The 25,033-nt window shown below is 75.6% G+C and carries 24 protein-coding genes and 1 riboswitch; of the genes, 11 read left to right on the top strand and 13 right to left on the bottom strand.

Annotated features, from left to right (window positions below):
• The first annotated feature begins 101 nt into the window (after nt 1-101).
• Nucleotides 102-272: a hypothetical protein gene (locus tag CLV92_RS21480; protein ID WP_158257241.1), complete on the top strand. Its 171-nt coding sequence runs from the start codon at nt 102-104 to the stop codon at nt 270-272.
• A gap of 142 nt (nt 273-414) precedes the next feature.
• On the opposite strand, the gene CLV92_RS13405 is transcribed toward CLV92_RS21480, so the two are convergent.
• From CLV92_RS13405 to soxR, 6 genes are all read right to left on the bottom strand, one after another.
• The gene (locus tag CLV92_RS13405) at nt 415-639 is read right to left on the bottom strand and encodes a hypothetical protein (RefSeq protein WP_104433379.1); all 225 of its coding nucleotides are present in this window, start codon (nt 637-639) and stop codon (nt 415-417) included.
• A 67-nt stretch (nt 640-706) separates the two neighbouring features.
• A complete protein-coding gene (locus tag CLV92_RS13400; RefSeq protein WP_104433377.1) occupies nt 707-1,447 on the bottom strand; it encodes a ThuA domain-containing protein in 741 nt (246 codons plus the stop codon).
• On the bottom strand, nt 1,444-2,529 hold the full coding sequence (locus tag CLV92_RS13395; RefSeq protein ID WP_104433375.1) for a Gfo/Idh/MocA family protein: 1,086 nt from the start codon (nt 2,527-2,529) through the stop codon (nt 1,444-1,446). The genes CLV92_RS13400 and CLV92_RS13395 overlap by 4 nt, the downstream gene beginning before the upstream one ends.
• Nucleotides 2,526-4,289 (bottom strand): glycoside hydrolase family 13 protein, encoded by a 1,764-nt coding sequence (locus CLV92_RS13390; protein ID WP_104433373.1) that lies wholly within the window; start codon nt 4,287-4,289, stop codon nt 2,526-2,528. The genes CLV92_RS13395 and CLV92_RS13390 overlap by 4 nt, the downstream gene beginning before the upstream one ends.
• A 214-nt stretch (nt 4,290-4,503) precedes the next feature.
• Nucleotides 4,504-5,244 carry a PIG-L deacetylase family protein gene (locus CLV92_RS13385; protein ID WP_104433371.1) on the bottom strand — a complete coding sequence of 247 codons (741 nt, stop codon included), beginning with the start codon at nt 5,242-5,244 and terminating at the stop codon, nt 4,504-4,506.
• Nucleotides 5,245-5,352: 108 nt separating this feature from the next.
• The gene (gene soxR / locus CLV92_RS13380; RefSeq protein ID WP_104433369.1) at nt 5,353-5,802 is read right to left on the bottom strand and encodes a redox-sensitive transcriptional activator SoxR; all 450 of its coding nucleotides are present in this window, start codon (nt 5,800-5,802) and stop codon (nt 5,353-5,355) included.
• Nucleotides 5,803-5,865: 63 nt separating this feature from the next.
• Here soxR and CLV92_RS13375 point away from each other — a divergent pair, with 63 nt between their 5' ends.
• The 5 genes from CLV92_RS13375 to CLV92_RS13355 all read left to right on the top strand — a co-directional run bounded on the left by CLV92_RS13375 (nt 5,866) and on the right by CLV92_RS13355 (nt 12,590).
• Nucleotides 5,866-7,269, top strand: coding sequence for an MFS transporter (locus CLV92_RS13375; RefSeq protein WP_104433367.1), 1,404 nt, complete (start codon nt 5,866-5,868; stop codon nt 7,267-7,269).
• A gap of 110 nt (nt 7,270-7,379) precedes the next feature.
• Nucleotides 7,380-7,535, top strand: coding sequence for a hypothetical protein (locus tag CLV92_RS21475; RefSeq protein ID WP_158257240.1), 156 nt, complete (start codon nt 7,380-7,382; stop codon nt 7,533-7,535).
• A 60-nt stretch (nt 7,536-7,595) separates the two neighbouring features.
• Complete coding sequence (locus tag CLV92_RS21965; protein WP_211291115.1) at nt 7,596-8,453, top strand: GAF domain-containing protein; 858 nt, start codon at nt 7,596-7,598, stop codon at nt 8,451-8,453.
• Nucleotides 8,454-8,602: 149 nt separating this feature from the next.
• Entirely contained in the window at nt 8,603-11,059 is a 2,457-nt protein-coding gene (locus CLV92_RS13360) for a methyl-accepting chemotaxis protein (protein ID WP_104433363.1), read from the top strand.
• A complete protein-coding gene (locus CLV92_RS13355) occupies nt 11,052-12,590 on the top strand; it encodes a chemotaxis protein CheW (protein ID WP_211291114.1) in 1,539 nt (512 codons plus the stop codon). Before CLV92_RS13360 ends, CLV92_RS13355 begins: the two co-directional genes overlap by 8 nt.
• A 19-nt stretch (nt 12,591-12,609) precedes the next feature.
• Here CLV92_RS13355 and CLV92_RS13350 read toward each other — a convergent pair whose 3' ends face one another.
• Entirely contained in the window at nt 12,610-16,152 is a 3,543-nt protein-coding gene (locus CLV92_RS13350) for a TM0106 family RecB-like putative nuclease (protein WP_104433551.1), read from the bottom strand.
• Nucleotides 16,153-16,292: 140 nt separating this feature from the next.
• Complete coding sequence (locus CLV92_RS13345; protein WP_170112756.1) at nt 16,293-16,823, bottom strand: ATP-binding protein; 531 nt, start codon at nt 16,821-16,823, stop codon at nt 16,293-16,295.
• Between the two features lie 200 nt (nt 16,824-17,023).
• Between CLV92_RS13345 and CLV92_RS13340 the strand changes: the two genes are divergently transcribed.
• The 3 genes from CLV92_RS13340 (at nt 17,024) to CLV92_RS13330 (ending at nt 19,259) form a co-directional block, all read left to right on the top strand.
• A complete protein-coding gene (locus CLV92_RS13340; protein ID WP_104433361.1) occupies nt 17,024-17,518 on the top strand; it encodes a hypothetical protein in 495 nt (164 codons plus the stop codon).
• Between the two features lie 135 nt (nt 17,519-17,653).
• A complete protein-coding gene (locus tag CLV92_RS13335) occupies nt 17,654-17,926 on the top strand; it encodes a hypothetical protein (protein ID WP_158257239.1) in 273 nt (90 codons plus the stop codon).
• Between the two features lie 43 nt (nt 17,927-17,969).
• On the top strand, nt 17,970-19,259 hold the full coding sequence (locus CLV92_RS13330) for an aldehyde dehydrogenase family protein (protein ID WP_104433357.1): 1,290 nt from the start codon (nt 17,970-17,972) through the stop codon (nt 19,257-19,259).
• A gap of 9 nt (nt 19,260-19,268) precedes the next feature.
• On the opposite strand, the gene CLV92_RS13325 is transcribed toward CLV92_RS13330, so the two are convergent.
• Together CLV92_RS13325 and CLV92_RS13320 are read right to left on the bottom strand one after the other, a co-directional pair.
• Nucleotides 19,269-19,757, bottom strand: coding sequence for a GNAT family N-acetyltransferase (locus tag CLV92_RS13325; protein ID WP_104433355.1), 489 nt, complete (start codon nt 19,755-19,757; stop codon nt 19,269-19,271).
• 60 nt (nt 19,758-19,817) lie between these two features.
• The gene (locus CLV92_RS13320) at nt 19,818-20,783 is read right to left on the bottom strand and encodes a helix-turn-helix domain-containing protein (RefSeq protein ID WP_104433353.1); all 966 of its coding nucleotides are present in this window, start codon (nt 20,781-20,783) and stop codon (nt 19,818-19,820) included.
• 105 nt (nt 20,784-20,888) lie between these two features.
• Here CLV92_RS13320 and CLV92_RS13315 point away from each other — a divergent pair, with 105 nt between their 5' ends.
• Both CLV92_RS13315 and CLV92_RS13310 read left to right on the top strand, forming a co-directional pair.
• Complete coding sequence (locus CLV92_RS13315; RefSeq protein ID WP_104433351.1) at nt 20,889-21,368, top strand: rhodanese-like domain-containing protein; 480 nt, start codon at nt 20,889-20,891, stop codon at nt 21,366-21,368.
• Nucleotides 21,369-21,473: 105 nt separating this feature from the next.
• Nucleotides 21,474-21,624, top strand: a riboswitch (cyclic di-AMP (ydaO/yuaA leader).
• Nucleotides 21,625-21,629: 5 nt separating this feature from the next.
• Complete coding sequence (locus tag CLV92_RS13310) at nt 21,630-22,121, top strand: C40 family peptidase (RefSeq protein WP_104433349.1); 492 nt, start codon at nt 21,630-21,632, stop codon at nt 22,119-22,121.
• A gap of 107 nt (nt 22,122-22,228) precedes the next feature.
• Here CLV92_RS13310 and CLV92_RS13305 read toward each other — a convergent pair whose 3' ends face one another.
• The 3 genes from CLV92_RS13305 to CLV92_RS13295 all read right to left on the bottom strand — a co-directional run bounded on the left by CLV92_RS13305 (nt 22,229) and on the right by CLV92_RS13295 (nt 24,874).
• Nucleotides 22,229-22,906: a hypothetical protein gene (locus CLV92_RS13305; RefSeq protein ID WP_104433347.1), complete on the bottom strand. Its 678-nt coding sequence runs from the start codon at nt 22,904-22,906 to the stop codon at nt 22,229-22,231.
• A gap of 72 nt (nt 22,907-22,978) precedes the next feature.
• On the bottom strand, nt 22,979-24,352 hold the full coding sequence (locus CLV92_RS13300; protein ID WP_146099529.1) for a vanadium-dependent haloperoxidase: 1,374 nt from the start codon (nt 24,350-24,352) through the stop codon (nt 22,979-22,981).
• Between the two features lie 159 nt (nt 24,353-24,511).
• Nucleotides 24,512-24,874, bottom strand: a complete 363-nt coding sequence (locus CLV92_RS13295) for a hypothetical protein (protein ID WP_104433343.1) — start codon at nt 24,872-24,874, stop codon at nt 24,512-24,514.
• Nucleotides 24,875-25,033 lie beyond the last annotated feature (159 nt).

The following is a 25,033-nucleotide window of genomic DNA, read 5'->3' as shown; positions in this document are numbered from 1 at the left end:
GTGCTCTGCGTGCCCACCCCGTTCCGCAGCGCTCCGCTCCGGTGCACCATCGTCACCAGGTGCTGAACAGCACGACGGATGCGATGTGACAGGAGATCGACGTGATGGTTCCGGCCGCTCAGGGCTACGACCTGCAGGTGACCTTCCAGGGTGGGGCGGTCCGCACCCTCCCGGTGCGCACCCCCTCGCGCGTGGTGCTGACCGCGCCGGCCCCGGCCGTGGACGCGCAGGTCCTGCACCGCCTCGTCGACGCCCTCGACGCCCGCGCCTGACCCCTCGGGCCCTTCGGCCCGCGACCGCAGCCGGCGCGCCCTCCGTCCTCCGCAGATCCGCGACGACGGGGAACGCGCCGGCTGCGTTCCGGGCTCACCCGCCCGGCACCCGGACCAGTCGTGCAGCGTCAGTCGTGCGGCATCAGGCGTGCAGCGCGGCGTTGACCATCATCGCGGCGAGCAGGGCGACCGCGAGGACCGGCACCAGCGCCTCGACCGGCGAGTGCGCGCGCGCGACGGCGGCACCGCGCCCGGCGGGGGCCACGTCGAAGCCGTCGCCGTCGTGGCGGCCGGTGCCCAGCCAGTAGCGGCCGACCGAGTGGCCGACGAAGGCGAAGGGCGTCCACAGCAGCCGGAGGATGTTCACGCGGGAGGAGTCGGCATCCGCGGCGCCGGGCTTGAGCGCCCAGCGGTGGCGGCGCCCGGCGCCCCGTTCAGCCGTCCCAGCGCCGCTGCGGGTTCGTGACCTCCAGCGGCCGCCGCTCCAGCCCCGGCGAGTGCGCCCAGCGCACGCCGTTGGCCAGCACCCTGCGCACGTCGGGGTGGTGGTAGACGGGGTAGTCCTGGTCGCCGGGGCTGAAGTAGAAGACGCGCCCCTTCCCCCGCCGCCACGTCGCGCCGGAGCGGAACACCTCACCGCCGCTGAACCAGCTCACGAACACCAGCTCGTCCGGCGGCGGCACGTCGAACGGCTCGCCGTACATCTCCTGCGTCCCGATCACGAACGGGTTCGGCACGCCCTGCGCGATGGGGTGCGCCGGGTCGACCGTCCACACCACCTCCCGCTCGCCGTCGTTGCGCCACGACAAGGAGCACGTCGTCCCCAGCAGCCGCTTGAACACCTTCGCGAAGTGCCCCGAGTGCAGGACGAGCAGGCCCATCCCGCCGAGCACGTGCCGCTGCACCCGCTCGGCGACCTCGTCGGCGACCTCGTCGTGGGCGGCGTGCCCCCACCACAGCAGCACGTCGGTCTGCTGCAGGACGTCCTCGCTCAGCCCGTGCTCGGGGTCGCTGAGCACCGCGGTGCGGATCAGGGCGTTCGGCAGGTGCTCGGCGAGCCCCTGCGCGACGGCGCCGTGGATGCCCTCCGGGTAGTCGTGGGCCATGCTCGCCGGGCGGCCCTGCGACTCGTGCACGTTCTCGTTCCAGACCAGGACCCTCAGGGGCGCAGTCACAGGACGACCTCCTTCTGCTCGCGAGCGGACCGGTAGCAGGCGTCGATGACCCGGGCGCGGGTGAGCGCGGAGGAGCCGTCGAACGCCGGCCACCCCGCGGGGTCGCCGCGGACGACCTCCACGAACTCCTCCACGACGGCGCGGTGGGCGCGGCCGGGCTGCGCGGTGAGGGTGTAGTCGGCGGGGTGGCCGCCGCGCTCGGTGAACACCCGCACGTCGGCCACGGGGACCTCGGTCGCCCCGACGGCCCGCCACTCCGCACCGCCCTCGGTGCCGTAGACGGTGAAGTCCATGACGTCCACCGGGTCGCGGTAGGTCGCCCAGCCGGTCTCCAGCAGCAGCGTGCCGCCGCCCTCCAGCCGCAGGAACGCGGAGGCGAAGTCCTCCACCTCGTACGCGGACGTCTCGTGCGTGAGGGTGTCCCGGGAGCTGCCGCCCCGCCCGCGCGGGCCGAGCTCCGAGTACGCCGACGCGGTGGCGGAGAGCACCCGCGGTTCGCCGAGCAGGTGCAGCGACCAGTCCAGGACGTGCACGCCGATGTCGACGAGGGGGCCGCCGCCGGACATCTCCTCGTTGACGAACCAGCTGCCCAGGCGGGGGATGCCGTTGCGCCGCAACCACGTCGCCCGCGCGTAGTAGGGCGTGCCGAGGGCTCCGCGGGAGATGAGGTCGGCGAGCGCCATCACGTCCCCGCGCCTGCGGTGGTTGAACACGACGTCGAGGACGCGGGCGGCGCGGCGGGCGGCGTCGACCATGACCTGCGCCTCGTCGCCGGTGCGGGCGACGGGCTTCTCCGACAGCACGTGCACGCCCCGCTCCAGCGCCGCCACCGCGATGGGGGCGTGCAGGTAGGTGGGCACGGCGATGCTCACGGCGTCGAGGCCGGGGACCTCGACCAGGTCCTCCCACCGCGCGAACGTGGCGGGCACCTCGTGGCGCCGGCCCAGCTCGTCCAGCAGGTCCGCCTCCTGACCGGCCAGCGCCACGACCTCCACCCCGGGGATCGCGGCGTAGGCGTCGAGGTGCTGCTGGCCGGCCCAGCCGAGGCCGACGACGCCGACGCGCAGCGGCCGGGCGCTCACGCCGCTCCCGCCGTCGTGCGCCGGTGGACGCGCGCCTCCCAGGGGCGCAGCTCGGCCACGTCCGCGGGGTCGCCGGCGACGTTGCCGAGGAGGAGCTCGCTGCCCGCCCAGCCGTCGGGCAGCTCCACCCGGACCTGCTCACCGGAGACGTTGCACAGCACGAGCAGCTCCTCCTCGTCGAGGCGCCGGGTGAAGGCGTAGACCCGCTCGTCGTCGGGCAGCAGCATCGTGAAGTCGCCGTGCGCGACGGCGGGCACGGTGTGCCGCAGGTCGACGAGCCGGCGGTAGTGGTGGAACACCGAGCCCTCGTCGGCGCGGGCGGCCTCGGCGTTGACGACGTCGTGGTTCGGGTTCACCGGCAGCCAGGGGGTTCCGGTGGTGAAACCGGCGTGCTCCGTGGCGTCCCACTGCATCGGGGTGCGGGCGTGGTCGCGGCTCTGCTCCCGCAGGCCGGCGAGGACGGCCTGCGAGTCCGCGCCCTGCTGCACGGCCTGCCGGTAGTGGTTCAGCGACTCGATGTCGCGGAACTCCTCGACCGAGGTGAACGGGTAGTTCGTCATCCCGAGCTCCTCGCCCTGGTACACGTACGGCGTGCCCCGGTGCAGGTGCAGCAGGGTGCCGAGGCAGGTGGCGGAGCGGACGCGGAACTCCCCGGAGTCGTCCCCGAAGCGCGAGACGACGCGGGGCTGGTCGTGGTTGTTCCAGTACAGGCTGTTCCAGCCCACGTCGGCCAGCCCGGCCTGCCAGCGCCCGAACGACGCCTTGAGGTCCGTCAGGCGCAGGTGGTGCGGGTCGAACCGCCCGCCGGGGCCGTGGTCGAGGCTGACGTGCTCGAACTGGAACACCATGTCCACCTCGCCGCGGGCGGGGTCGGTGAACAGCCGGGCCTCCTCCAGGGTGACGCCCGGCATCTCCCCGACGGTGAGGAGCTGCGCGTCGCGCCCGGCGAACACCTCCCGGTGCATCTCCTGGAGGAACTCGTGGATGCGCGGGCCGTTCATGTAGGAGGCGGAGCCGTCGCCGTAGGGCGTTCCGGGCAACGGGGGACCGTCGTGCAGGTTCCCGTCGGCGTCGACGTCCTTGGAGACGAGGTTGATGACGTCCATCCGGAAGCCGTCGACCCCGCGGTCCAGCCACCAGCGCATCATCGCGTGGACGGCCCGCCGGACCTCGGGGTTCTCCCAGTTCAGGTCCGGCTGCTTGCGGGCGAACAGGTGCAGGTAGTACTCGCCGCTCGCCTCGTCGAGCTCCCAGGTGGGCCCGGAGAAGAAGCTGTGCCAGTTCGTCGGTTCCGCGCCGGGCTGCCCGGGTTCCATGCCGGGCCGCGCCGGGCGCCACCAGTACCAGTCGCGCTTCGGGTTGTCCTTCGACGAGCGCGACTCCACGAACCACGGGTGCTCGTCGGAGGTGTGGTTGACGACGAGGTCCATGACGAGCTTCATGCCGCGCCGGTGCACCTGCGCGAGCAGCTCGTCGAACTGCTCCAGCGTGCCGAACGCCGGGTCGATGCCCTGGTAGTCGCTGATGTCGTAGCCGTTGTCGTCCTGCGGTGAGGGGTAGACCGGCGACAGCCAGACGACGTCCACGCCGAGGGCCTCGAGGTGGTCGAGGTGGGCGAGGATCCCGCCGAGGTCGCCGAGGCCGTCGCCGTCGGAGTCCGCGAAGGAGCGGGGGTAGATCTGGTAGACGACCGCGTCGGACCACCAGGCGGGGTTCCGCTGCGGGAGGGGGTGCTCGGCGGCGTGCGCGGTCCTGGTCAAGCCTGCTCCTGGCCTCGGATGCGATCGGGTGGTGCGAGGGCTGTCGATCCGAGCCTCGCACAGCGGCCGCGGGCGCGCCCGTCTCCGCCCCGGCCCTCCGCGGGCCCCAGGACCTCCTCCCCGGAAAGGACCCTTTCCGGGGTTGCGAGGGTGGGTGCCGCCACGGAAAGGACCCTTTCCGGGGTGGGGAGGGTGGGTGGGGGGGCGGGTGGGGTCAGCGCTGCCCCAGCGCCAGTTCGAACGCCACGGCGGGGCCCCCCTCGAACCGGCCGGCGGCCGCGGCCGTGGCCTGCGCGTAGACGGCGCGCGCCTGCTCCTCGGGAGCGCCGCCGCCGAGGGCCTCCAGGTAGGTGCGGTGCTCCAGCAGCGAGGCGATCCCCCGCTCCAGGGTGTCCGCGACGCCCACGGCGTGCGTCGGCGAGGGGGAGCCCGACACCGCCACGTAGCGCACCCCCGCCCACGGCTCGAGGCCCTCCGCAGTGAGCTCGGGGAAGATCCACCGGTTGCCGGCGTCCCCCACGGCGTCGAGGACGCTGCGCCCGACGGCCCGGTGGTCGGGGGTGTTCCACGAGCCGGGTCCCCAGGTGTCGTGGTGGTTGAGGGTGAGGACCAGGTCGGGGCGGTGCCTGCGCAGCGCCCGGGCGAGGTCGCGGCGCAGGGCGGTGCCCGCCTCCACGACGCCGTCGGCGTGGTCGAGGAACTCCACCTCAGCCACGCCCACCACAGCGGCGCTCGCCCGCTGCTCCCGCTCGCGCAGGACGGCGGCCTCGGCGGGGGCCAGGGTGTCGATGCCCGCCTCGCCGCGGGTGACGAGGAGGTAGGCGACATGCTTGCCCGCGGCCGTCCAGGCGGCGACCGCGGCGGCGGCGCCGTACTCGACGTCGTCGGGGTGGGCGACGATCGCCAGGGCGCGCTGCCAGTCGGTGGGCAGGGGGTCCAGCGGGGCGGCGGTCATGGGATCTCCTCCGGGTGGGTGGACGGACCAGCCTGGGACCTCGACCGACGTCGAGGTCAAGTGCCGCGCTCCCCGGGCCGCCGGCGCCCGGACGGTGCTCGGGGGTGCTCAGTCCTCCGCCCCGCGCAGCAGGCTGGAGCCGGGCCCCCTCCCGGCGGCGGCGTCTGCGGGGTTCATCACCCGGCAGGTGCGCATGGACAGGCACCCGCAGCCGATGCAGCCGGTCACGTCGTCGCGCAGCCGCTCCAGGGCGGCGATCCGCTCGTCGAGGTCGGCGCGCCACTCCCGGGACAGCCGCTCCCAGTCGCGTCGGCTGGGGGCGCGGTCGGCGGGGAGGGTGGCGAACGCGTCCGCCACCCGGGCCAGGGGCAGCCCGAGGCGCTGCGCGACCCGCAGCAGCGCGAGGCGGCGCAGGACGTGGCGGGGGTAGCGCCGCTGGTTGCCGACGGTGCGGGTGCTGGTGATGAGGCCGCGGCGCTCGTAGTAGTGCAGGGCGGAGACGGCCACCCCGCTGCGGGCGGAGACCTCCCCCACGCTGAGCCCGTCGTCCTCCCGCACGCCGGGAGCATGGCCCGGGAATCGCGTTGACCTCAAGTCCCGTCGAGGTCCTAGCGTCGGGGGGTGACCGCGACGAACGCCTCCGCCCCCGCCCTGCCGGGCATCTGGAGCGCCCGGCACAGGGCACTGACCCTGGGCATCGTCACCCTCATCGGCACCGCTGCGTTCGAGGCGGTGGCGGTGGGGACGGCGATGCCCGTGGTGGCGGCGGCGCTGGGCGGTCTGCACCTGTACGCGCTGGCGTTCGCGGCGCCCCTGGCGGCGAACATCGTCGGCGTGGTGGCCGGCGGCCTGGCGGGGGACGCCGCGGGGCCGCGCCGACCGCTGGCGCTGGGCCTGGCGCTGTTCGTGGCGGGGCTGCTGGTGGCGGGTCTGGCGCCGTCGATGGCGGTGCTGGCCGCGGGGCGCGCGCTGCAGGGGCTGGGCGGCGGGATGCTCATCGTGGCGGTCTACGTGGTGGTGGGCCGCACGTTCGACCCGTCGCAGCGCCCGCGGGTGTTCGCGGCGATGGCTGCGGCGTGGGTCCTGCCGGCGATGGTGGGCCCGGCGGTCAGCGGGCTCGTCGCGGAGCAGCTGAGCTGGCGCTGGGTGTTCCTGGGGGTGCCTCCGCTGGCGGTCGCCGCGGCGGTGGCGGTGCTGCCCCGCGTCCCCGCCGCGCCCGTGGCCGCCCTCCCCGTGGTCGCCGGGCCCGTGGTCGCAGGTCAGGCCGGCGGGGCCGTCCCGGTCCGGGGGAGTGGCGCGGTGCCCCGCCTGGGCTGGGCCGCCGCCCTCGCCGTCGGTGCGGCCGCCCTGCACCTGGCGGGGGAGCGGGGCGGGGCGCAGGGGGTGCTGCTGGCCGTGGCGGCGCTGGCGCTGGTGGCGGTGAGCGCTCCCCGGCTGCTGCCGGCGGGGACGCTGCTGCTGCGCCGCGGCCTGCCGTCGGTGGTGGTGCTGCGCGGGCTGGTGTTCGCGGGGTTCACCGCTGCCGAGGTGTTCCTGCCGCTGCTGCTCGTCCAGCAGCGGCACCTGTCCGCGGCCGTGGCAGGGCTGGTGCTGACCGCGGGTGCGCTCGGCTGGTCGGCGGGGTCGTGGTGGCAGGGCCGGCACGCCGGCGGCGACCGCTCGGGGCTGCTGCGGCTGGGGCTGGGGCTGCAGGCGCTGGGCATCGCGGTGGCGGCGACGGCGCTGCTGCCCGCGGTGCCGGTGCCGGTGGCGCTGGCGGGGTGGCTGCTCGCGGGGGTCGGGACGGGGGTGGCCTACCCGACGACGTCGGTGCTGGTGCTGGAGATGTCCCCGCCGGCGCTGCAGGGCCGCAACAGCTCGGCCCTGCAGATCAGCGACTCGCTGCTGGCGACGCTGGCGCTGGCGGTGAGCGGGGCGGTGCTGGGGGCCTTGGGGGCGCGTGATCCGGCCGCGTACGCGGCGGGGTTCGCGGTGGCGGTGGCGGCGGCGCTGGCGGGAGCGGTGCTGGCCGGCCGGGCGCGCTGACCGCCGTGCCGCCCGCCGTGCCGGTGCCGGGCGCCGGGGCCGCGCCCGCCGCGGCTCAGTACGGTGGGCGCCGGATCGCGGGTGGTGTCTCGGGTGGTGAGGAGGAGCGCGTGGACGGTGCTGCCCTGGTCGTCCTCGTCGTGGTGGTGCTGGGGGTGCTCGTCCTCGCCCCGCTGACGGTCCTGGGGATGCTGGTCCTGGTGGTCGTCACGATCCTGCGCGGCGGGGGGTCGGCCGCCCGCGACGACGGGGGAGCCGGCGGCTGAACCGCCCCGCCCCCGAGCCTCCGCCTCAAGCTCCCGCCCGATCCTGCCGACGACCACGGCATGGTCCCGGCCCCTCCGTCTCCGCTGCCGCGTCTGCGCAGCCACGGCCTCTCCGCGCCCACGGGCGACGAGTTCCGCGCCGCGGTGCGCCGCGCCGCCGGACCGGACGCCGACGCCGTGTGGGTGCGGGTCTGCGAGCGGGTCGGCGTCGAGCCGGCGGCGTCCCTGCTGCCGGTGGAGCGGCTGGAGGCGCTGGCCGACGCCCTGAGCGCGGAGCCGGGCCGCATCGGCACCGTGGGGATCGCCCTGGGCGTGCGCACCCGCAGCTACCGCGCGCTGGCCGCGCGGCCGGGCGGCGACGAGGACGGCGAGCGCAGCTTCGACCCGGGGCGGCGGACGCTGGAGAAGCTCCTGCGCAACCGCCCCCCGAGCGATGACCGCATGAGCGAGGTCGCGGGCCTGGACCTGTTCTCCCCGGAGGCCCGCAGCCGCCTCGACGACGCCGCCCGCCGCGCCGCGGACCGCTTCGGCGCGGCCATCGGGCTGGTCAGCATCGTGCTGGAGGACGCGCAGTACTTCGCGGGCAGCCACGGGCTGAGCGGGTGGCTGGCGGAGGTGCAGGGCACCCCGGTGGAGTGGTCCTTCTGCGCGACCATGGTCCGCACCCGCGAGCCGTACGTGGTGCCGGACGCGACCGGTGACGTGGTGCAGCGCGCCAACCCGCTCGTGGAGAACGACGGGGTGGCCTTCTACGCGGGCGTGCCGCTGGTCACCTCCCGCGGCCAGGTCATCGGCTCGCACTGCATCATCGGCGCGCCCCGGGACGGCTTCGGCGAGGAGGACCTGGCGGTCCTGCGGCAGCTGGCCGACGAGGTCGTCGCCCTCCTGGAGTCGACCCGCCCCGCACCCGCGCCGTAGCCACCGCCCTCGTCGCCGCACCGCGCGGGAAGTCCGGTCACCCGATCGGCTCAAGACCGCAACCGGTGTTGCCGATGAGGGGGGAAGGCCCGGCCGGGCCGCCGCGTGACGGCAGCGTCACGCGCCACGCAGTGGAGGACTGGAACCGCATGACGAACCAGAACGTCTTCGACCCGTCCGAGCTGGACGCCGGCCTGGCCCGCGCCCTGGCGGCCCGGGCGGTGCAGGAGCGCCTCCTCGTGGTGCTGGACGGTGCGACGCGGGCGCTGGTCTCCGCCAACGAGCGGTTCTGCGCCGTCGCCGGCCGCGACGCCGGGGACGTCACCGCGCTGGTCGCCGACGAGCTGCTGAGCGCCGCGGCGGGTTCGGGCGCGGGCAGCCTCGCCGACGCCGTGGCTGCCGCGTGCGAGGGCGCGTCCGTGCGGCTGCCGCTGCTGCTGCGCACCGCCGACGGCGACGTCCGCACGCTCTGCGCCACCGTGGGTGCCCTACCGGGTGCGCCGCGCGCCGTGCCGCAGGTCCTCCTCGTCGCCGACGACGTCACCGAGCCGGACCGGGTGCTGACGGAGACCCGGGGCATCGCCGCCGCCGTGGACCGCTCGCAGGCCCGCATCGAGTTCGACCTGCAGGGCCGGATCCTCGCGGCGAACCAGAACTTCCTCGACACCGTGGGCTACTCCCTCGAGGAGGTCGCCGGCCGGCACCACCGCATGTTCTGCGACCCCGCCTACGCCGCCTCCGAGGAGTACGCGCAGTTCTGGCGGAAGCTGGGGGCCGGGGAGTTCGTGGCCGGGGAGCACCGCCGCATCGCCAAGGGCGGGCGGGAGATCTGGCTGCAGGCGACGTACAACCCGATCCTCGACGGCGAGGGCACCGTCCTGAAGATCGTGAAGTTCGCCTCCGACATCACCGCCGCCAAGCGCGGCACCCTCGACCACCTGGGCAAGATCACCGCCATCGAGCGCGCGCAGGCCGTCATCGAGTTCAGCGTCGACGGCCGGATCCTCACCGCCAACAAGAACTTCCTCGCCGCCACCGGCTACTCGCTGGCCGAGGTCCAGGGCAAGCACCACCGCATGTTCTGCGACCCGGAGCTGGCCGCCTCGTTCGCCTACAAGGAGTTCTGGGAGCGCCTCGGGGCCGGGCAGTTCGAGTCCGGGGAGTACAGGCGCGTCGCCAAGGGCGGGCGCCCGCTCTGGCTGCAGGCGACGTACAACCCGATCCTCGACGTCGACGGATCCGTCCTGAAGATCGTGAAGTTCGCCTCCGACGTCACCGCCGCCAAGCACGCGACCGCCGAGTACGTCGGCAAGGTCACCGCCGTCGACCGCGCCCAGGCCGTCATCGAGTTCGACGTGCAGGGCAGGGTCCTCGCCGCCAACCGCAACTTCCTCGACGCGATGGGCTACACCGCCCACGAGGTCGTCGGCAAGCACCACCGCATCTTCTGCGACCCCGCCCACACCGCCACCCAGGAGTACGCCGACTTCTGGGAGCGCCTCGGCGCCGGGGAGTTCGAGTCCGGGGAGTACCGCCGCTTCGCCAAGGGCGGGCGGGAGATCTGGCTGCAGGCGACGTACAACCCGATCCTCGACGACGACGGCACCGTCCTGAAGATCGTGAAGTTCGCCTCCGACGTCACCGCCGCCAAGCTCACCGCCGCCGAGGTCGACAGCCGGATGTCGGCCGTGGACCGCTCCCAGGCGTCCGTCGAGTTCGACCTCGACGGCAACGTCCTCACCGCCAACGACAACTTCCTGCGGACGATGGGGTACTCGCTGCGCGAGATCGTCGGCCAGCACCACAGCACCTTCTGCTCCCAGGACTACGTGCGCTCCCCGGAGTACCGCGACTTCTGGATGCGCCTGGCCGACGGGGAGTTCATCGAGGGCCGGTTCCACCGCCTCGGCAAGTACGGCCGCGACGTGCACATCCAGGCCTCCTACGCCCCGGTGCGCAACCTCACCGGCACGGTCGTGAAGGTCGTGAAGTACGCCTTCGACATCAGCGACGACATCGAGCGCGAGAAGCGCCTCCTGCAGAGCACGGAGGCCATGACGAAGGCCGTCCGCAGCCTGACCGGCTCGATCGAGAACATCAGCGTCAGCTCCTCCGTGGCGACGGAGCTCGCGCAGGAGACCCACTCCAACGCCGAGGACGGCGTGGAGGCGCTGCGTGCGTCGCTGGAGGCCATCCAGCTCATCCAGCGCTCCTCGCACTCCATCAGCAAGATCGTCCGGGTGATGGGCGAGATCGCCAGCCAGACGAACCTGCTGGCCTTCAACGCCTCCATCGAGGCCGCCCGCGCCGGCGAGCACGGCATCGGGTTCTCCATCGTGGCCGGTGAGGTCCGCAAGCTCGCCGAGCGCTCCTCCGAGGCCGCGCAGCAGATCGCCAAGCTGATCGAGGAGTCCGAGGAGCGCGTCGACCAGGGCTCGGAGGTCTCCAAGCGCGCGGAGCAGGCGTTCGAGCGGATCGTCTCCAGCGTGGCCAAGACCAACGACGCGGTGCGCACGATCTCCGACTGCACCCGCCTGCAGGAGGAGGTCTCGCAGACGGTGAACGCGCTGATCAGCGAGTTCTCCCCGCCCGCCGCCCGTGCCTGACGTCGCCGCGCCGGGCTCCGGCGCCGTCGTCTACGGCCTGCTCTCCCTCGCCGGCATGGAGGTGGCGCTGCCGCTGTCCGCCCTGCGCGAGGTCGTGCCGTGCCCGGCGGAGTTCTCCGCCCTGCCGGTGACGTCGCCCGGTCTGCTGGGCGCCATGGTGCTGCGGGAGCTGCCGGTTCCGGTGCTGGACCTGCGCGCGCGCCTCGGCGGCGGGTCGGACCTGTCCGGGGACCGGGTCGTCGTCATCCTCGCCCACGGCGGCCGGCTGCTGGGCATCGTCGGCGACCGGCTGCGCGGCATCACCCCCCTGCCCGAGGGCGAGCTGCACGCGGTGGGCGCCCAGGGCGACCCGCTGCTGTTCTCCGCGTCCTTCCGCCACCCCGTCGACGGCGACGTCGTCAGCGTCCTCGACGTCGCCCGCCTCCTCGACCTGCCCGGTGTGCCGAGCGTGGCGGAACCCGCGCACCAGGCCGGCGGCGCCGTGGTCGGCGCGGGCACCGGCACGGGGAGCGGCACCGGTGCCCGGCGCACGCTCACCCTGCTGCGCTGCGGCGACCGGGTGCTCGCGATGGACGCCGCCCACGTCCACACGACGCTGGCCGGTTCCGTGCCCCGCCCCTCCGTGCTCGACAGCGAGGTGTGCCGGGGGGTGCGCGACTACGGCGACCGGGAGGTCGCGGTGGTGGACCCGCTCACGGTGCTCGGCCTGGGGAGGCTCCCCGCCGAGGAGGTGGCCTCCGGCGCCGGGCTGGTGCTCGACCTCGGCCGCGGCTACGTCGTCCTCGCGCTCAGCGCGGTCCTCGACATCGTCGCGGTGGAGCCCGACGCGGTCCTGCCCGTGCCGGCGTTCTCGATGTGCCGCCCCGAGCTCATCGCCGGGATGGTGCAGACCGAGCGGTTCGGCCAGTGCCTCGTCCTGGACGGTCGGGCGCTGCGCGACGACGCGGACCTGCGCGCCTACGGCAGCGTGAACACGTCGACGGTCCAGCCGCTTCCCGGTGGCCCCGACCCCGCCGCGGGGAGCGGGGGCGCCGGCTCCCCCGCCGGCCGCGGCCCGTCCTACCTGACGTACTCCCTCGGGGTGGACGTGTGCACCCCGCTGGAGCAGGTCGCGGAGATCCTGCCGTTCCCCGAGACCTGGACTCCGACGGGTGTGGGCGGGGAGGTGCTGGGCATCGTGCTGCACCGCAGCGGCGCCGTTCCGGTGCTGTGCACGGCGATGCTGCTGGGCAGGCGGGCCGCCCCGGTCGGCCCGGCGACGTGCCTGCTGCTCGTGAAGGTCGACGGCGAGCAGATCGGCTTCGCGGTGGACGCGCTGCGCTCCATCGATCCCCTCACGTGGCAGGAGCCGGCGGGAGCGGACGGGCAGCGCACGCCGCCGCAGACGCTGCACTCCGCGCCGCTGGTGCGCGTCGGCGGCAACGAGCGGCTGATCCCCGAGGTGGACCTGGTGGCGCTGGCCCGCCGCGTCCGCGGGGACGCCGCCGACGCCGAGCCCGCCGGGGAGGCCGTGCCCGCCCTCGCGTCCTGACGGCGGCGCGAGCCCGGCGTCACGCCCAGGGGCGGCCCTGCCGGAGCAGGCCGAGCATCCCCGAGACGAGCCGCAGCGCCGTCACGGTGCGCACGTCGGCGGCGACCAGCCGCGGCGAGCAGACGAGCACCGCGACGGCCTGCGCGCGGGAGAGCGCCACGTTGAGCCGGTTGCGGGAGAGCAGGAACTCCAGCCCGCGCGGCAGGTCGGTCGCCGACGACGACGTCATGGTCGCCACCACCACGGGCGCCTCCTGCCCCTGGAAGCGGTCCACGGTGCCGACGCGCGCGCCGTCCAGCCCCGCAGCGGCGAGGCGCTGCTGCACCAGCCGCACCTGCACGTTGTAGGGCGCCACGACGAGCACGTCCTGCGCGGTGAGGGGCCGGGTGGACCCGCCGTCGTGCCAGTCGCGGCCCACCAGCCCCGCGACGACCTCCGCGACGGCGTCGGCCTCCTCCGGTGAGGACGTCGTGCGCCCGTCGTGGGCGACGCGGGCGACGTGCAGGCCCGGTTCGACGCCGGCGACGCGGCGGCCGGCGGCGCTGTCGTGGGAGTGCAGCAGCCCGGCGTAGGACAGCCGTGACACCGGCGCGCACACCTGCGGGTGCATGCGGCGGGAGACGTCGAGGAAGTAGCCCAGCTCCTCCGGCACGGTGTCGGCGTCGCCGATGAGGTGCCCCAGCGCCGAGGCGTCCGCGCCGTGCGGGTGGGTGCCCTGCACGACCTGCGGAAGCTGCTGCGGGTCGCCGAGGAGGACCAGGTCGTCCGCGGCGGTGGACACGGCGAGGGCGTCGGCGAGGGCGAACTGCCCGGCCTCGTCGACGAGGAGGACGTCGACGGGGTTCGCGCGCATCTCCGGCGCGGAGAACGTCCAGGCGGTGCCGCCGACGAGGTGGCCCCCGGGGTGCTCGTCGCGGAAGCGCACGAGGCCCTTGGTGTCCTTCGGCTGCTCCCACGGCACGTCCGCCAGGGGCTTGCCCTGCGGGCGCTTGGCGGCGGGGACCTCCACGCCCGCGCGCCGGGCGGCCTCCGCGGCGGCGGCGAGGACGTTCTCCACCGCGCGGTGGCTGGTGGAGGTCACGCCCACGGTGCGGCCGCGCTCGACGAGGTGGCGCACCAGTTCCCCCGCGAGGTACGTCTTGCCCGCGCCGGGCGGGCCCTGCACCGCGAGGGTGGAGGAGTCGAGGGCGTCGACGGCGGCGATGACGGCCCGCACCAGGTCGCCGTCGTGGTCGGCGGCGCGCGGCAGGGCACGGCCCCCCACCAGGCGCGGCGGGGTGCGCCGCAGCAGGTCGACCCCGCAGCGCCGGGGCAGGCCGGGCAGGGCCGTGGCCACCTGCCGGGCGAGGTCCTCCACCGCGGCGTCCTTGGGCGCGGGTTTCACCGGGTCGCCCGGCAGGACCGCCACCGGAACCTCCGTGCCGCCGGTGAACGCCGCCGGCGCCACCGACTCCAGCAGTTCCAGGTCCGCGCCCTCGGCGGAGACCACGGTGGCGCCGCGGGTGGAGGCGGTGCCGCCGTCGAGGTAGAGCAGCCGCACGCCCTGGTCCGGGGCGAACGGGTGCGGGCGCTCGGGGTTGCAGCGCGCGTGCAGGGTGCGCTTGTGGTTGCGGGTGCGTCCCGCGGGTTCCACCCAGGGCTCGGCCCGCCAGGACACCGGGACGGCGCAGGCGGAGTCGGTCTCCAGGTCGGACAGGGGCTGCTCGAGGCGGCGGAAGAAGTCCCACCACTCGGGGTCCATCTCGCGGCGGTGGTACCCGGCCGCGGAGGCCAGCACGGCCCGTGCCCGCTGGTCGGCGTCCCACTCGTCCTCGTCGTCGGGCAGCCCGTCCAGCAGCGGGCCGGTGATCGCGGCGAGGGCGGCGGCGCGCTCCTCCCGGGCGAGGCGCCGCTCCTCCATCGCGGCCAGCACCTCCGGGTCGACCTCGAGGGCCGGTGCGGGTTCGATGCCCTCCTGCTCGCGCAGCCGGTGCAGCCAGCGGAACAGCCGGTGGGTGGAGACGCAGTCGTCCTCGTTGTAGGCGGCGATGGAGTCCAGGGCGGTCTTGGCGGCGGTCTCGTCGCCGAGGCGGCGGGCGGCGACGAACTTCTCGTACACCTCGATGGAGTCGGTCGCCTTCTTGACGTCCCCGCTGCGGGCCTGCGGCATGTAGAGGGGTTCGAGGTACTTGATGGAGTACGAGCTCGCCGACACCCGCAGGCCCTTGCGGACCACGGCGTAGAGGTCGACGAACGCGCCCGCCCGCAGCAGGTCCGCGACGGCCTCCTCGCGCGTGCCGTGCTGGGCGGCGAGCCGCTTCAGGGCGATCGTCTCGTAGGGGGCGTAGTGGTAGACGTGCGCGCCGGGGTGCGCGGCGAGCCGGGCGGTGGCGAAGTCGACGAACTCCTCGAACGCACGCTTCTCCTCGCCCCGGTCGTGCGCCCAGAACTCGACGAACCGCTCGACGGGCAGGTCCAGCTCCAGCTCGTCGCCCTCCACCCACTCCCCGTCCAGGACGACGGCCCCGAACAGGTACTCCAGGCCCCGCCCGCCGAGGGCGTAGGGGTCGCCCTCCATGTCGAAGAACACGTCGCCCGGGTCCGGGGCGGGCAGGGCGGCGAGCGCGGACGGGCTCACGACCTCCACGAGCATCTTGCCGTCGGGGTTCCGAGGTGTGCGGGTTGTGTCCCGGCGCACCTGCAGCGCCGCCTGCAGCCGCAGGGACGTCCAGGTGCCGCGGGACATCTCCTCCGGCTTGTCGTCCGGTGCGGCGGCGGCGAGGGCGTCGATGGTCGGGATGCCCGCCGCGACGAGGGTGCGCCGCTGGTCGGAGCGCAGGCCCGCGACGAGGGAGAGGTCGCGGTCGGCCTCGCGGCCGGTCGTGCAGGCCGTGGCGAACGCGCAGGCGGCGCAGGCGGGGCGCTCCTCCGCCCAGGTGCGCTCCGGCAGGGCGGCGGGGGCGGCCAGGCGCTGCAGCAGGCGGCGGCGCAGGTCGTCGACGACGTCGGTGAAGTCCCCCACCCGCAGGGTCTCCCGGCCGCCGTCGCCGAGCCACAGGTGCATGCGCTCCGGGGCGCGGCCGGTGGTGGCGGCCAGGGCCTGCGCGTAGGCGGTGAGCTGCACGACCGCGGCGGGGCGGGCGTGCCGGGCGAGCTTGGTGTCCCACGGCTCGTGCACCGCTTCGGCCCCGGGCCGGCGGGCGCCGGTGTCGGGGTCGAACGCCGTGCTGACGAGGAAGTCGGCGCGCCCGGCAAGGGTGCCGCCGGGCGTGGTCTCCATCAGGACGCCCTGGTAGACGACGGGCACCCCGCCGGCCAGCGCCGCGGCGGTCGCCGCCGCCGCGGCCTCGTAGGAGGGGCGGGTCGGGGCGGGCTGCTCGATCACGGCGATCCCGTCGTCCCCGAAGACCCGCCGGAAGCGCTCCAGGACCGTGCGCTCGTGCTCCAGGCCGTGCGCCAGGACGAGCTGGTCCGGCTTGTCGGTGGGCTGGACCGCGCCCTCCAGGCCGAGCGCCAGGGCGTGCCGCAGCGCGCTGCGGTGCTCGCACTCCAGGAGGTCGACGAGGTCGGTCGGGGAGATGATCGGCCCGTCACCGGGGATGAGCACGCGGCCTCCAGGGGTCGGTCGACCCTCCCAGTGTCGGGGGGAGCCGCACCCTGGCAGCACTCTCCGACACCTTCGGCGTGCCGTGTCGCCCCGGGCCCGCGCGTTCGGGCGGCGGGTCAGGCGGTGGGCAGCGCCTCGGCCTCGACGGGGACGTGCTGCCGCGGGGGCTGACCGGGACCGGCCATGCGCACCTCCACCGATCCGGAGGTCGAGACGGGCAGGCGGACCCAGACGCGCTTGCCGCCCTCCCAGTCCTCCACGCCCCAGGCGCTGCCCAGCGCGGCGACGATGCCGAGCCCGCGCCCCGACTCCTCGGTCTCGGTGAGCTCCTTGACGACGAGGCGGATGGAGGAGCCGTCGGAGACGGCCACCAGCAGGTCCTCGCCGGAGCCCGGCTCGCCGGACTCCAGGTGCAGGCGCGGCACCTCCGCCGCGGAGCCGGTGTGCCGGACGGCGTTGGTGACGAGCTCGGTGATGACGAGCTCGACGACGTCGTGGGTGGCGGCGTCCGTGTGGCCCCACGCGAGCAGGACTGCGCGGGCGGCGCGGCGGGCGGCGCCGGCGGCGCGCAGGGTCGCCGGCAGGTCCAGGGCGCAGCGCAGAACGCCCTGCTGCTGCGGCCGTCCCGCGGCGTCCCGATGCTCCATAGCTCAACTATCGGCACGCCGGAAGATCGAAACAAGCATTGCGGCAATCCCCGTTGCCCCAGGCGAGTGAGATGCAACACGTGTTGCCGGTCGAGGGGGCCCTCTGGTTACGGTGGGTGCGGCACGGGACGTCCGGAGGAGTGCGGTCCGTGTGGCGGGTGCGGTGGGACGTGCCGCGACGGGATGGGGAGGTCCATGGCATGGGCCAGGACAGGACGGACGCGCCGCACGGCGCCGAGCTCGACGGCGCGGCGCCCCCCGGGACGGCGACGGCCGACGGGGCGGACGCGACCCCGCAGGCCACGACCCCGCAGGCCACGACCCCGCAGGGCACGGCGATCGGTCCCGAGCCCGCCATGGTGGCCCTCGACGAGCTGTGCGACGCCGTGCGGGCCTCCATCGTCGACCTCGAGCACGTGCTCGTCCGGGCGGAGGCCGTGCGCGCCCAGCGCGCGCAGGGCCGCAGCTTCGCCGAGATCGCGCCCCTGGAGGCGCGCCCCCTCGCCGTCGAGCTCATCAGCGGCACCATGTCCCGGCTGGCGGAGACGGGCAGCCGGTGGCGCCGGGAGGAGGCGCGCGCCCTGCGCGCCGAGGGCCTCTCCATGGACCGCATCGCGCAGCTCTTCGGCGTCACCCGCCAGCGGGTCTCCGCGCTCCTCGCAGGCGGCAGGCAGCAGGACTCCGCGACGTCGTAGCCCGGCGCCCACCACGCGCTCCGGCGGTGCGACCGCCCGTTCCCCTGGTCGCGGGGGACCGCCTCTGCCACGCTGTGATCAACGCCTCCCCCGACGCGGCCGCCGGCAGCCGGGAGGCCGCAGGAGGTGGTCGTGGTGGCTCTCCTCGAGGCCCTGTTCTGGGTCGCGCTCGTCTGCGCCGTCCCCGGTGCGCTGCACGCGCTCCTCACCCGCGCCCGGCGGCCGAAGGCCCTGCGCGGCAGCGCCGCCCTGCGCGCCGACGGCGGCGCCGGCTACTACGGCCGGCGCTCCGTGCACGGCGGCTGGGGGACGTACGACGTCGCCGGGCTGGAGGTCATGACCGGCGCGGGGGGCCCCGCCCTCGCCGACGGCGGGAGCTGCGGCGGCGGTGACGGCGGCGGCTGCTGAGGCGCCCCCGTCGCTCGATCCCGGCGCTCAATACAGTGGAGGCGTGACCTCCGCACCCGCCCAGACCGAGTCCACCGCCGTGGAGGCCGTGCGGAGCGCAGCCTCCGCCGCCGCGGCCGCCAGCGGCGTCCTGCGCACCGCGCCCGACGACCAGATCAGCGGCGTGCTCTCGGCCGCGGCCGCGCGGCTGCCCGGGGCGGCGGACGCCGTGCTGGCCGCCAACGCCGAGGACGTCGCCGCCGCCGAGGCGAACGGCATGTCGGAGGGCCTGCTGGACCGGCTGCGGCTGGACCCGGCCCGCCTGGAGGGCGCCGCCCAGCAGCTCGTCGAGCTGGCCGGGACCGCCCCCGCCCCGCGGCTGCGCTACGTGCGGGACCTGCCCGAGGGGTCCCGCGTCTTCGAGCGCCGCGTGCCCGTCGGCGTCATCGGCGCCACCTACGAGGCCCGCCCCGCCGTCACCCTGGACGTGGCCGGGCAGGTGCTGCGCGCCCGCAGCGCCGCCGTCCTGCGCACCGGCTCCGCGGCCCTGCGCACCGCGGCCGTCCTCGTCGACGAGGTCCTCGCCCCCGCCCTGGCCGAGGCGGGACTGCCCGCCGGCGCCGTCGCCCTCGTGCGCGAGCCCGGCCACGCCGCGGCCGAGGCGCTCGTCACCCAGCCCGACCTGCTGCCCCTCGTCATCGTCCGGGGCAGCGGGGACACCACCCGCCGCCTCAGCGCGCTCGGCGCCGCGGCCGGGGTCCGGGTCCTCGCCCACGCCGACGGCGGCGGGGTCCTCTACGCCGACGCCTCCACCGACCCCGCCCGGTTCCGCGCCCTGCTGGCCGCCGGCGTGGACCGCCTCGGCGTGTGCAACCGGCTCAACCTCCTGCTGCTGCACCGCGAGCGCTGGGACGAGCTGAGCGCCCTCGCCGTCCGGACCCTCGCCGACGCCGGCGTGCAGGCCCTGCTGCCCCCGCACGAGCACCGCCTCGGCCACGAGTGGGCGCTGGACTCCGGGCGCGAGGCCACCGTCACGGTCGCCCCCGTCGACGGGCCCGTCGAGGCCGCCGCGCTCGCCAGCCGCGAGACCAGCGGCATCGCCGCCACGGTCTGCGCGGAGGACGAGGCCGCCGCCGTCGCGTTCCTCGGCGCCTGGGACGGCACCGGCGGCTTCTGGAACACCACGACGCGCCTGCTCGACGGCTACAAGCTGCTCGGCGTCCCTGAGACCGGCATCAGCGTCGACCGGGTGCCCGGCCCGCGCGGCCCCGTGACGTTCCCCGACCTCGCCCTGCGCCAGTTCGTCATCGTGCCGCCGGGGGAGAACTCCGTGATCGGCGGCCTGGAGGGCTGAGGCGCCGCCTCAGAGCTCCCGCCACATCACGTGCAGCCCGACGTAGCCGTGCCGGGGGTGGTCGAACGCCTCCGGCACGGTCGTCAGGATGCGGAACCCCAGCGACCGCCACAGGCGCACGGCGGCGGTGTTCGTCTCCACGACGGCGTTGAACTGCATGCTGCGGTAGCCCTCGCCCCGCGCCCAGGCCAGCACGTGCTCCCCGAGCGCGCGGCCCACCCCGCGCCCGGCCGCCGCGGGGGCCACCATGAAGCTCGCCGTCGCGACGTGCGCGCCGCGGCCGGGGCGGTTCGGGCCCGACCTCGCCGAGCCCAGCACCTCCCCGTCCTCCCCGACGGCGACGACGGTGGTGCCGGGCGGTTCGGCCGTCCACAGCGCCCGTGCCGCCTCCGACGTCAGGTCCGGCGGGTACGCGTAGGTCTCCCCGGCGTCGACGATGTCGCGGAAGAACGGCCAGATCGCGGGCCAGTCCGCGGCGGTGGCGGGACGGATCAGCACGGGAGGAGAACCTAGCGACGCCCCGGTCCGCGCGCGCCGCGTCCCGGTACAGCGGGGGTGTCAGGCCGGCGCGGCCGCGGCCCGGAAGCTGCGGCGGTACGCGGTGGGGCTCACCCGCCGGCGCAGGGCGAAGTGGTGGCGCAGGGCGTCGGGCCCGCCCAGGCCGCAGCGGCGCGCGACCTGGTCGACGCCGAGGTCGGTCTCCTCCAGCAGGTGCTCGGCCAGCAGCAGCCGCTGCTCCAGCAGCCACCGGTGCGGGGTGGTTCCCGTGGCGGCGCGGAAGCGGCGTGCGAAGGTCCGGGCCGACATGAGCGCCCTGGCGGCGAGGGCGTCGACGGGCATCGGCTCGGCGAGGTTCTCCCGCATCCACGCCAGCACCCCGGTGAGCTCGTCGCCGGCGACGACCGCCGGCACGGGTGACTCCACGAACTGCGCCTGCCCGCCGGAGCGGTGCGGCGGCACCACCATGCGGCGGGCGAGGGCGTTGGCGACGGCGGCCCCGTGCTCGGCGCGGACCAGGTGCAGGCAGGCGTCGATCGCGGCCGCGGTCCCGGCGCTGGTCACGACGGGGCCGTCCTGCACGTAGAGGACCCCGGCGTCGACGAGCACGGCGGGGTGGCGGGCGGCGAGGTCGGGGGCGTAGCGCCAGTGGGTGGCGGCCCGGCGCCCGTCCAGCAGCCCGGCGGCGGCGAGCAGGAACGCCCCGGAGCAGACTCCCAGGAGCAGCGCCCCCCGCTCGACGGCCCGGTGGAGCGCGTCGACCAGCTCGGCCGGCGGGGGGACGTCCTGCGAGGTCCAGGCGGGCACGGCGACGAGGTCGGCGCGCTCCAGCCGCTCGAGGCCGTGCTCGACGTGGACGTCGTAGCCGGAGGTCGTGGGGACCCGGCCGGGCCGGACGGCGCAGACGGTGAAGTCGTAGGTGGGCAGGCCGTCGCCGCTGCGGTCGAGCCCGAAGACCTCCGACAGGACCCCCAGCTCGAACGCGGCGACGCGGTCCCCGACGACGGCGGTGACGGTGCGCAGCACGGCGCCAGTGTGCCGGTCGTGCGGGTCCGACGTGGCAGGAAGTGCCCGGACCCCGGCACCACTGCCACTGGTCGTGCCTGCCGTGCGGGCGGCACGCTCACGGCCATGACCTCCACCGCAGCTCCCACCACCACTGCACCCGCTCCCGGCACCGACGACGCGGTCGCGCACTTCGCCGCCAAGCTCCGGTTCGAGGCCGACCCGGCGGACGTGGCCGCGGCGCGCGCCGCCGGGCGGGGACCGCTGCTGGTGGACGTTCGCGACGCCACCGCCTGGGCGCAGGGCCACGTCCCCGGCGCGCTGCACCTGCCGCTGGGGGAGCTGACGGCCCGCCTCTCGGAGCTGCCGCCCGTGGAGGAGGAGCCGGAGGTCGTCGTCTACTGCTGGGGCCCCGGCTGCAACGGCAGCACGAAGGCGGCGCTCGCCCTGAGCCTGGCCGGCTACCGCGGTGTCCGGGAGATGATCGGGGGCTTCGAGTACTGGGCGCGGGAGGGGCTCGCCGTCGAGACCGCCGCCGGCCGCACCCGGTTCCCCGTGGACGGGCTGACCGCCCCCCTGCCGCAGGGGCGTACGCCCGATCGGTGATTGCCGGGTGCCACCTGTTGGCATCTGTCGCTACGTTGCGTAGCTTTGTTGTTGCTCACCGTGACAGCACGGGAGTGCCCCCGGCGCGCGCCCAGCCCCTGCCGGTGCCGGGGGGAACCGATTCCCACGGCAGGGGGCGGGGGAACCACGTTTTCGGGCGCCGGCGACGGCGCCCTCGGGGTGAAGCTCACGACGTGAGCCGGGTGAACCTTCCACCCGAACCCGACAGCTCACCTCGCAGGCGTCGAGAGGTGTTCTGTCATGCCCTTCGGCTTCCGGGGGCCCCGTTCCGGGCGCTCCACCCTGCTCACCGGCACCGCCGGCCTCGTCCTCGTCGCCGGCCTCAGCACCGGCCTCGCCGCACCCGCCGCCGCCGCGGCGCCTCCCGCCGCGGTCGTCGACACCACTGCCGCCCTCCCCGCCGCGGCCCAGCACCTGGGCGTTCCCTACCGCCTCGGGGGCACCACCCCCGCCGGTTTCGACTGCTCCGGCTTCACCGGGTTCGTCTTCCGCCAGCTCGGAGTCCACCTGCCCCGCACGGCGCACCAGCAGATGCTCGCCACCCGGCCGGTCGCCGCCCACGACGCCCGCCCCGGCGACCTGGTGTTCTTCCTCTCCCGCGGCGGCCGCGCCCACCACGTGGGCATCTACTCCGGCGACGGCAAGATGTTCGACTCCCCGCGGGCGGGGCGCACGGTGAGCGAGCGCCGCATCTGGGCGTCCACGGTCGTGTTCCACCGCGTCGGAGGCTGACCCGCGGCGTCGCTCGCCGTCGCCGCCCGGCGCGGCGAACGCGGCCGGTCCGGCGCCGCGCGGCTCCCCCCGGGGGAACCGCGCACCGCCGGACCGGTGTGCGCAGGTCAGCCCACGCGCTCGCGGCTGATCTCGGTGTACTTCTCGAAGGAGCCGTAGGAGACGTCGTCCGCGTCGTCGGCGAAGCCCATGCGGCCGAGCGCGCCACCGACGATGACCTCGCCGCTGGCGGTGCCGCGCACGCGGCTGCGGTAGGACGTGGAGCCGTCGGTCCACGTCTCGGTACGGGTGAAGGAGGCCATCGGCGTCGTGCTGCGCAGGTCGATGGTGGCGGGCACCACCGCGAGGACCTCACCGGGCTCGCCGTGCCCGCCGTTGCTGACGGTGATCTCGCCGGTGGCCTTGGCGGTCCCGGCGCGGGTGTCCACGACGAGGGTCATGTCGGAGGAGTCGAGGTAGCGCACCTGCACGTGCTCGCAGGTGCTCTCCTCGCCGTGCCCGCCGGGGAGCTCACCCGGGGCGCACTCGAAGTCGATGATCTGGCCCCACACCTTGGTGTACTGGGTGGTGGACTTGATCTTGAGGAAGCCGACGTGGACGTTGCCGGGCAGGCCGAGGACGTTGTCGCGGTCCTCCTCCGTCCAGTCCACGAACGCGGAGCTCACGGTGCGCTTGCTGCTGGCGGAGTCCTTGGGGGCGGCGGCGGCCTGGCCGGCGGTCGCGACCAGGACGCCGGGCAGGACGAGGGCGGCGGTGGCTGCGGTGAGAGTGGTGCGGACGGACATGGCGGAACTCCTCGTGCGCGCTTCCCGGCGCCGGTGCGCAGGGATGTCTGGTGGGTGGGGTCGTGCGGAGGATCAGCGGTCGGTGCGGAGCCGGGCCACGACGAGCGCGCCGACGGCGTCGCCCTGCGCCTTCCCGGCGTCCACGCCGTGCGGGTAGTGGATGCCGCCGTAGATGCGGCTCTGCGCGGCCGTGTCCGCCGCCTCGTGGAAGCTGCGGTAGCTGCGGGTGCGCTTCCCGATCCCCACGGTGGTGGCGAGGGAGGTGTCGTCGAACGCGAGGGACCCCAGCAGCGCCGTCAGCACGGTCGAGGCCGCGCGGGAGCCCACGGAGTGCCCGGAGGTGTGCTCGGGGAACTGCGGGGAGTTCACCCACGTGGTCCACGTCGGGTCGATGTGGCGCCGGACGTAGGTCACGGGCCGGACCAGGTTGTGGCGGTACTTCCACGTCCAGCAGTTCAGGAACGCGTCGTGCAGGGCGATCCCCGTGCGCGCCAGTGCCTCCACGGTGCGGTCCAGGCCGAGCCCGTGCTGCTCGCACGCCTGCACCGCGATGTTCAGCCAGTGCCCGGCAGGCATCCCCGAGAAGCGCGGGTTGTCCGTCCAGAAGCGGGCGATGTCGCGCGTCTCGTCGGTGTTCACCGCGGACTGCTGGTAGGGGACCATCGCCTGCTGCCAGAACGGCGACCCGGGTTCCGTCGAGAAGGGGACGGGCGGTTCGGGGGCGACCTCGTCGGCGGTGCGCAGCACCATCGGCCGGACCAGTGCGCAGTGGGGCTCGACCGCCGTGCCGAAGTTCGGCGGGGTCGGGACCCAGAAGGACTCGCCCACGGGGGGCGTGTAGGGGAGCGCGGCGGCCTCGGCCGCGCCGTCGGTGGCCGCCCACTGCGCCACGGCCGCGCCGATGCCGTGGCCGAACGCCAGGGAGTGCCGCAGGTCGCCCTCGGTCACGCCGGCCGCACGGCGCGCGGCGACCTGCTCCTCGTGGGTCCTGCGCAGGATCTCCTGCGAGGCAACGGAAGCAGCACCGTGGACGCCTGCCGCCGCGGCGCTCACCGCGGCGCTGAGCGCGGTCGGCCAGTCGAGGCGGGAGCGGTGCGCGGGCTGCGGCAGGCGGTGGAGCCCGTTGAGCTGGCGGCCGGTCGAGCGGAAACCCGGCATGCCCGGCACGACGGCCTCGTACATCGCGACGGTGCAGTACGCGTAGGCGCGTGCCGCGGCGGGGGGAGTGAGGCCCTCCGTCGCGGTGACCTGGTAGAGCGCCCGCAGCCACGTCGCGGCGACCTCCGGGCCGTGGTCCCCGGTGAACGATGCGCCGCGGCCGGGTGCCTGCGTGGCCGCCGTGGCCGGTGGTGCGAGCAGGATCCCCGATCCCGTCGTGACTGCTGCTCCGAGGAAACCCCGTCTGCTCCTGCTCGCCCCGCCCGCGGAACGCACTGCGTCCAACACCCCTGCCCCCCCCGTTCCCGGCCCGCGCTCTCGCCGGCCGCCTGCGGAGTCTCGCAGCCGCGCGGGGGGCGCCACCGGGTTTCACGGAAACTGCACGGCCCGGCCTCCGGCCCGCCCGCCGGCCCGTCCGCGACCGGTCGCGGAGGGTCACCGCTGGGGTCAGGAGTGCGGAACCTCGGCCCGCGCGTCGAGGTCGAGCAGGCGCCTGGCGGCCCCCCGGACCACCTGCGGATCCTCGTCGTGGAGGTCGCGGGCGGCGGTGAACACGTCCAGGGCCGTCCGCAGCCGCTGCGCCTGCTCGAGGGTCGCGCCGTTCTCGTGCTCGTGCGCCTCGGCGTGGTCGTGCTCGGCCGCCACGTGCGCCGCCTCCTGCGCGAGGAGGTCGCGCATCTCCGGTGACGCGCCCCGCGTGCCGCCCTGCCGGGCGGCCTCCCGGCTGGCCCACCGGTACGCGCCGGTCTCCCGCGCCCGGATGTGCAGGTCCCGCTCTCCACCGCGCCGCCTGGAGTCGTCGCCGTCCATCGCTGCCTCCGCTCCGTCGTGTCCGCCCCACTGCGCTGCGTGAGGCGCTCCGCACATCGTGCTCCCGGTGCTCGCGCCCGGCCAGGCGACGGGACGGGCGGCGGCAGGGGCGGCGGCGGTCCGGCGGACCACTGGGCCATCTGGTTGATGTGCGGGCGC

The sequence above is a fragment of the Kineococcus xinjiangensis genome (assembly GCF_002934625.1).
Taxonomy (GTDB): domain Bacteria; phylum Actinomycetota; class Actinomycetes; order Actinomycetales; family Kineococcaceae; genus Kineococcus_A; species Kineococcus_A xinjiangensis.
This window is presented reverse-complemented; position numbering and strand designations above follow the sequence as displayed.

What these genes read in the sequence shown, in the direction of transcription:
- CLV92_RS13385 (WP_104433371.1), bottom strand. Translation starts at nt 5,244, where the DNA reads ATGACCGCCGCCCCGCTGGACCCCCTGCCCACCGACTGGCAGCGCGCC.
- CLV92_RS21965 (WP_211291115.1), top strand. Translation starts at nt 7,596, where the DNA reads ATGGTCCCGGCCCCTCCGTCTCCGCTGCCGCGTCTGCGCAGCCACGGC.
- CLV92_RS13360 (WP_104433363.1), top strand. Translation starts at nt 8,603, where the DNA reads ATGACGAACCAGAACGTCTTCGACCCGTCCGAGCTGGACGCCGGCCTG.
- CLV92_RS13345 (WP_170112756.1), bottom strand. Translation starts at nt 16,823, where the DNA reads ATGGAGCATCGGGACGCCGCGGGACGGCCGCAGCAGCAGGGCGTTCTG.
- CLV92_RS13340 (WP_104433361.1), top strand. Translation starts at nt 17,024, where the DNA reads ATGGGCCAGGACAGGACGGACGCGCCGCACGGCGCCGAGCTCGACGGC.
- CLV92_RS13315 (WP_104433351.1), top strand. Translation starts at nt 20,889, where the DNA reads ATGACCTCCACCGCAGCTCCCACCACCACTGCACCCGCTCCCGGCACC.
- CLV92_RS13310 (WP_104433349.1), top strand. Translation starts at nt 21,630, where the DNA reads ATGCCCTTCGGCTTCCGGGGGCCCCGTTCCGGGCGCTCCACCCTGCTC.
- CLV92_RS13305 (WP_104433347.1), bottom strand. Translation starts at nt 22,906, where the DNA reads ATGTCCGTCCGCACCACTCTCACCGCAGCCACCGCCGCCCTCGTCCTG.
- CLV92_RS13295 (WP_104433343.1), bottom strand. Translation starts at nt 24,874, where the DNA reads ATGGACGGCGACGACTCCAGGCGGCGCGGTGGAGAGCGGGACCTGCAC.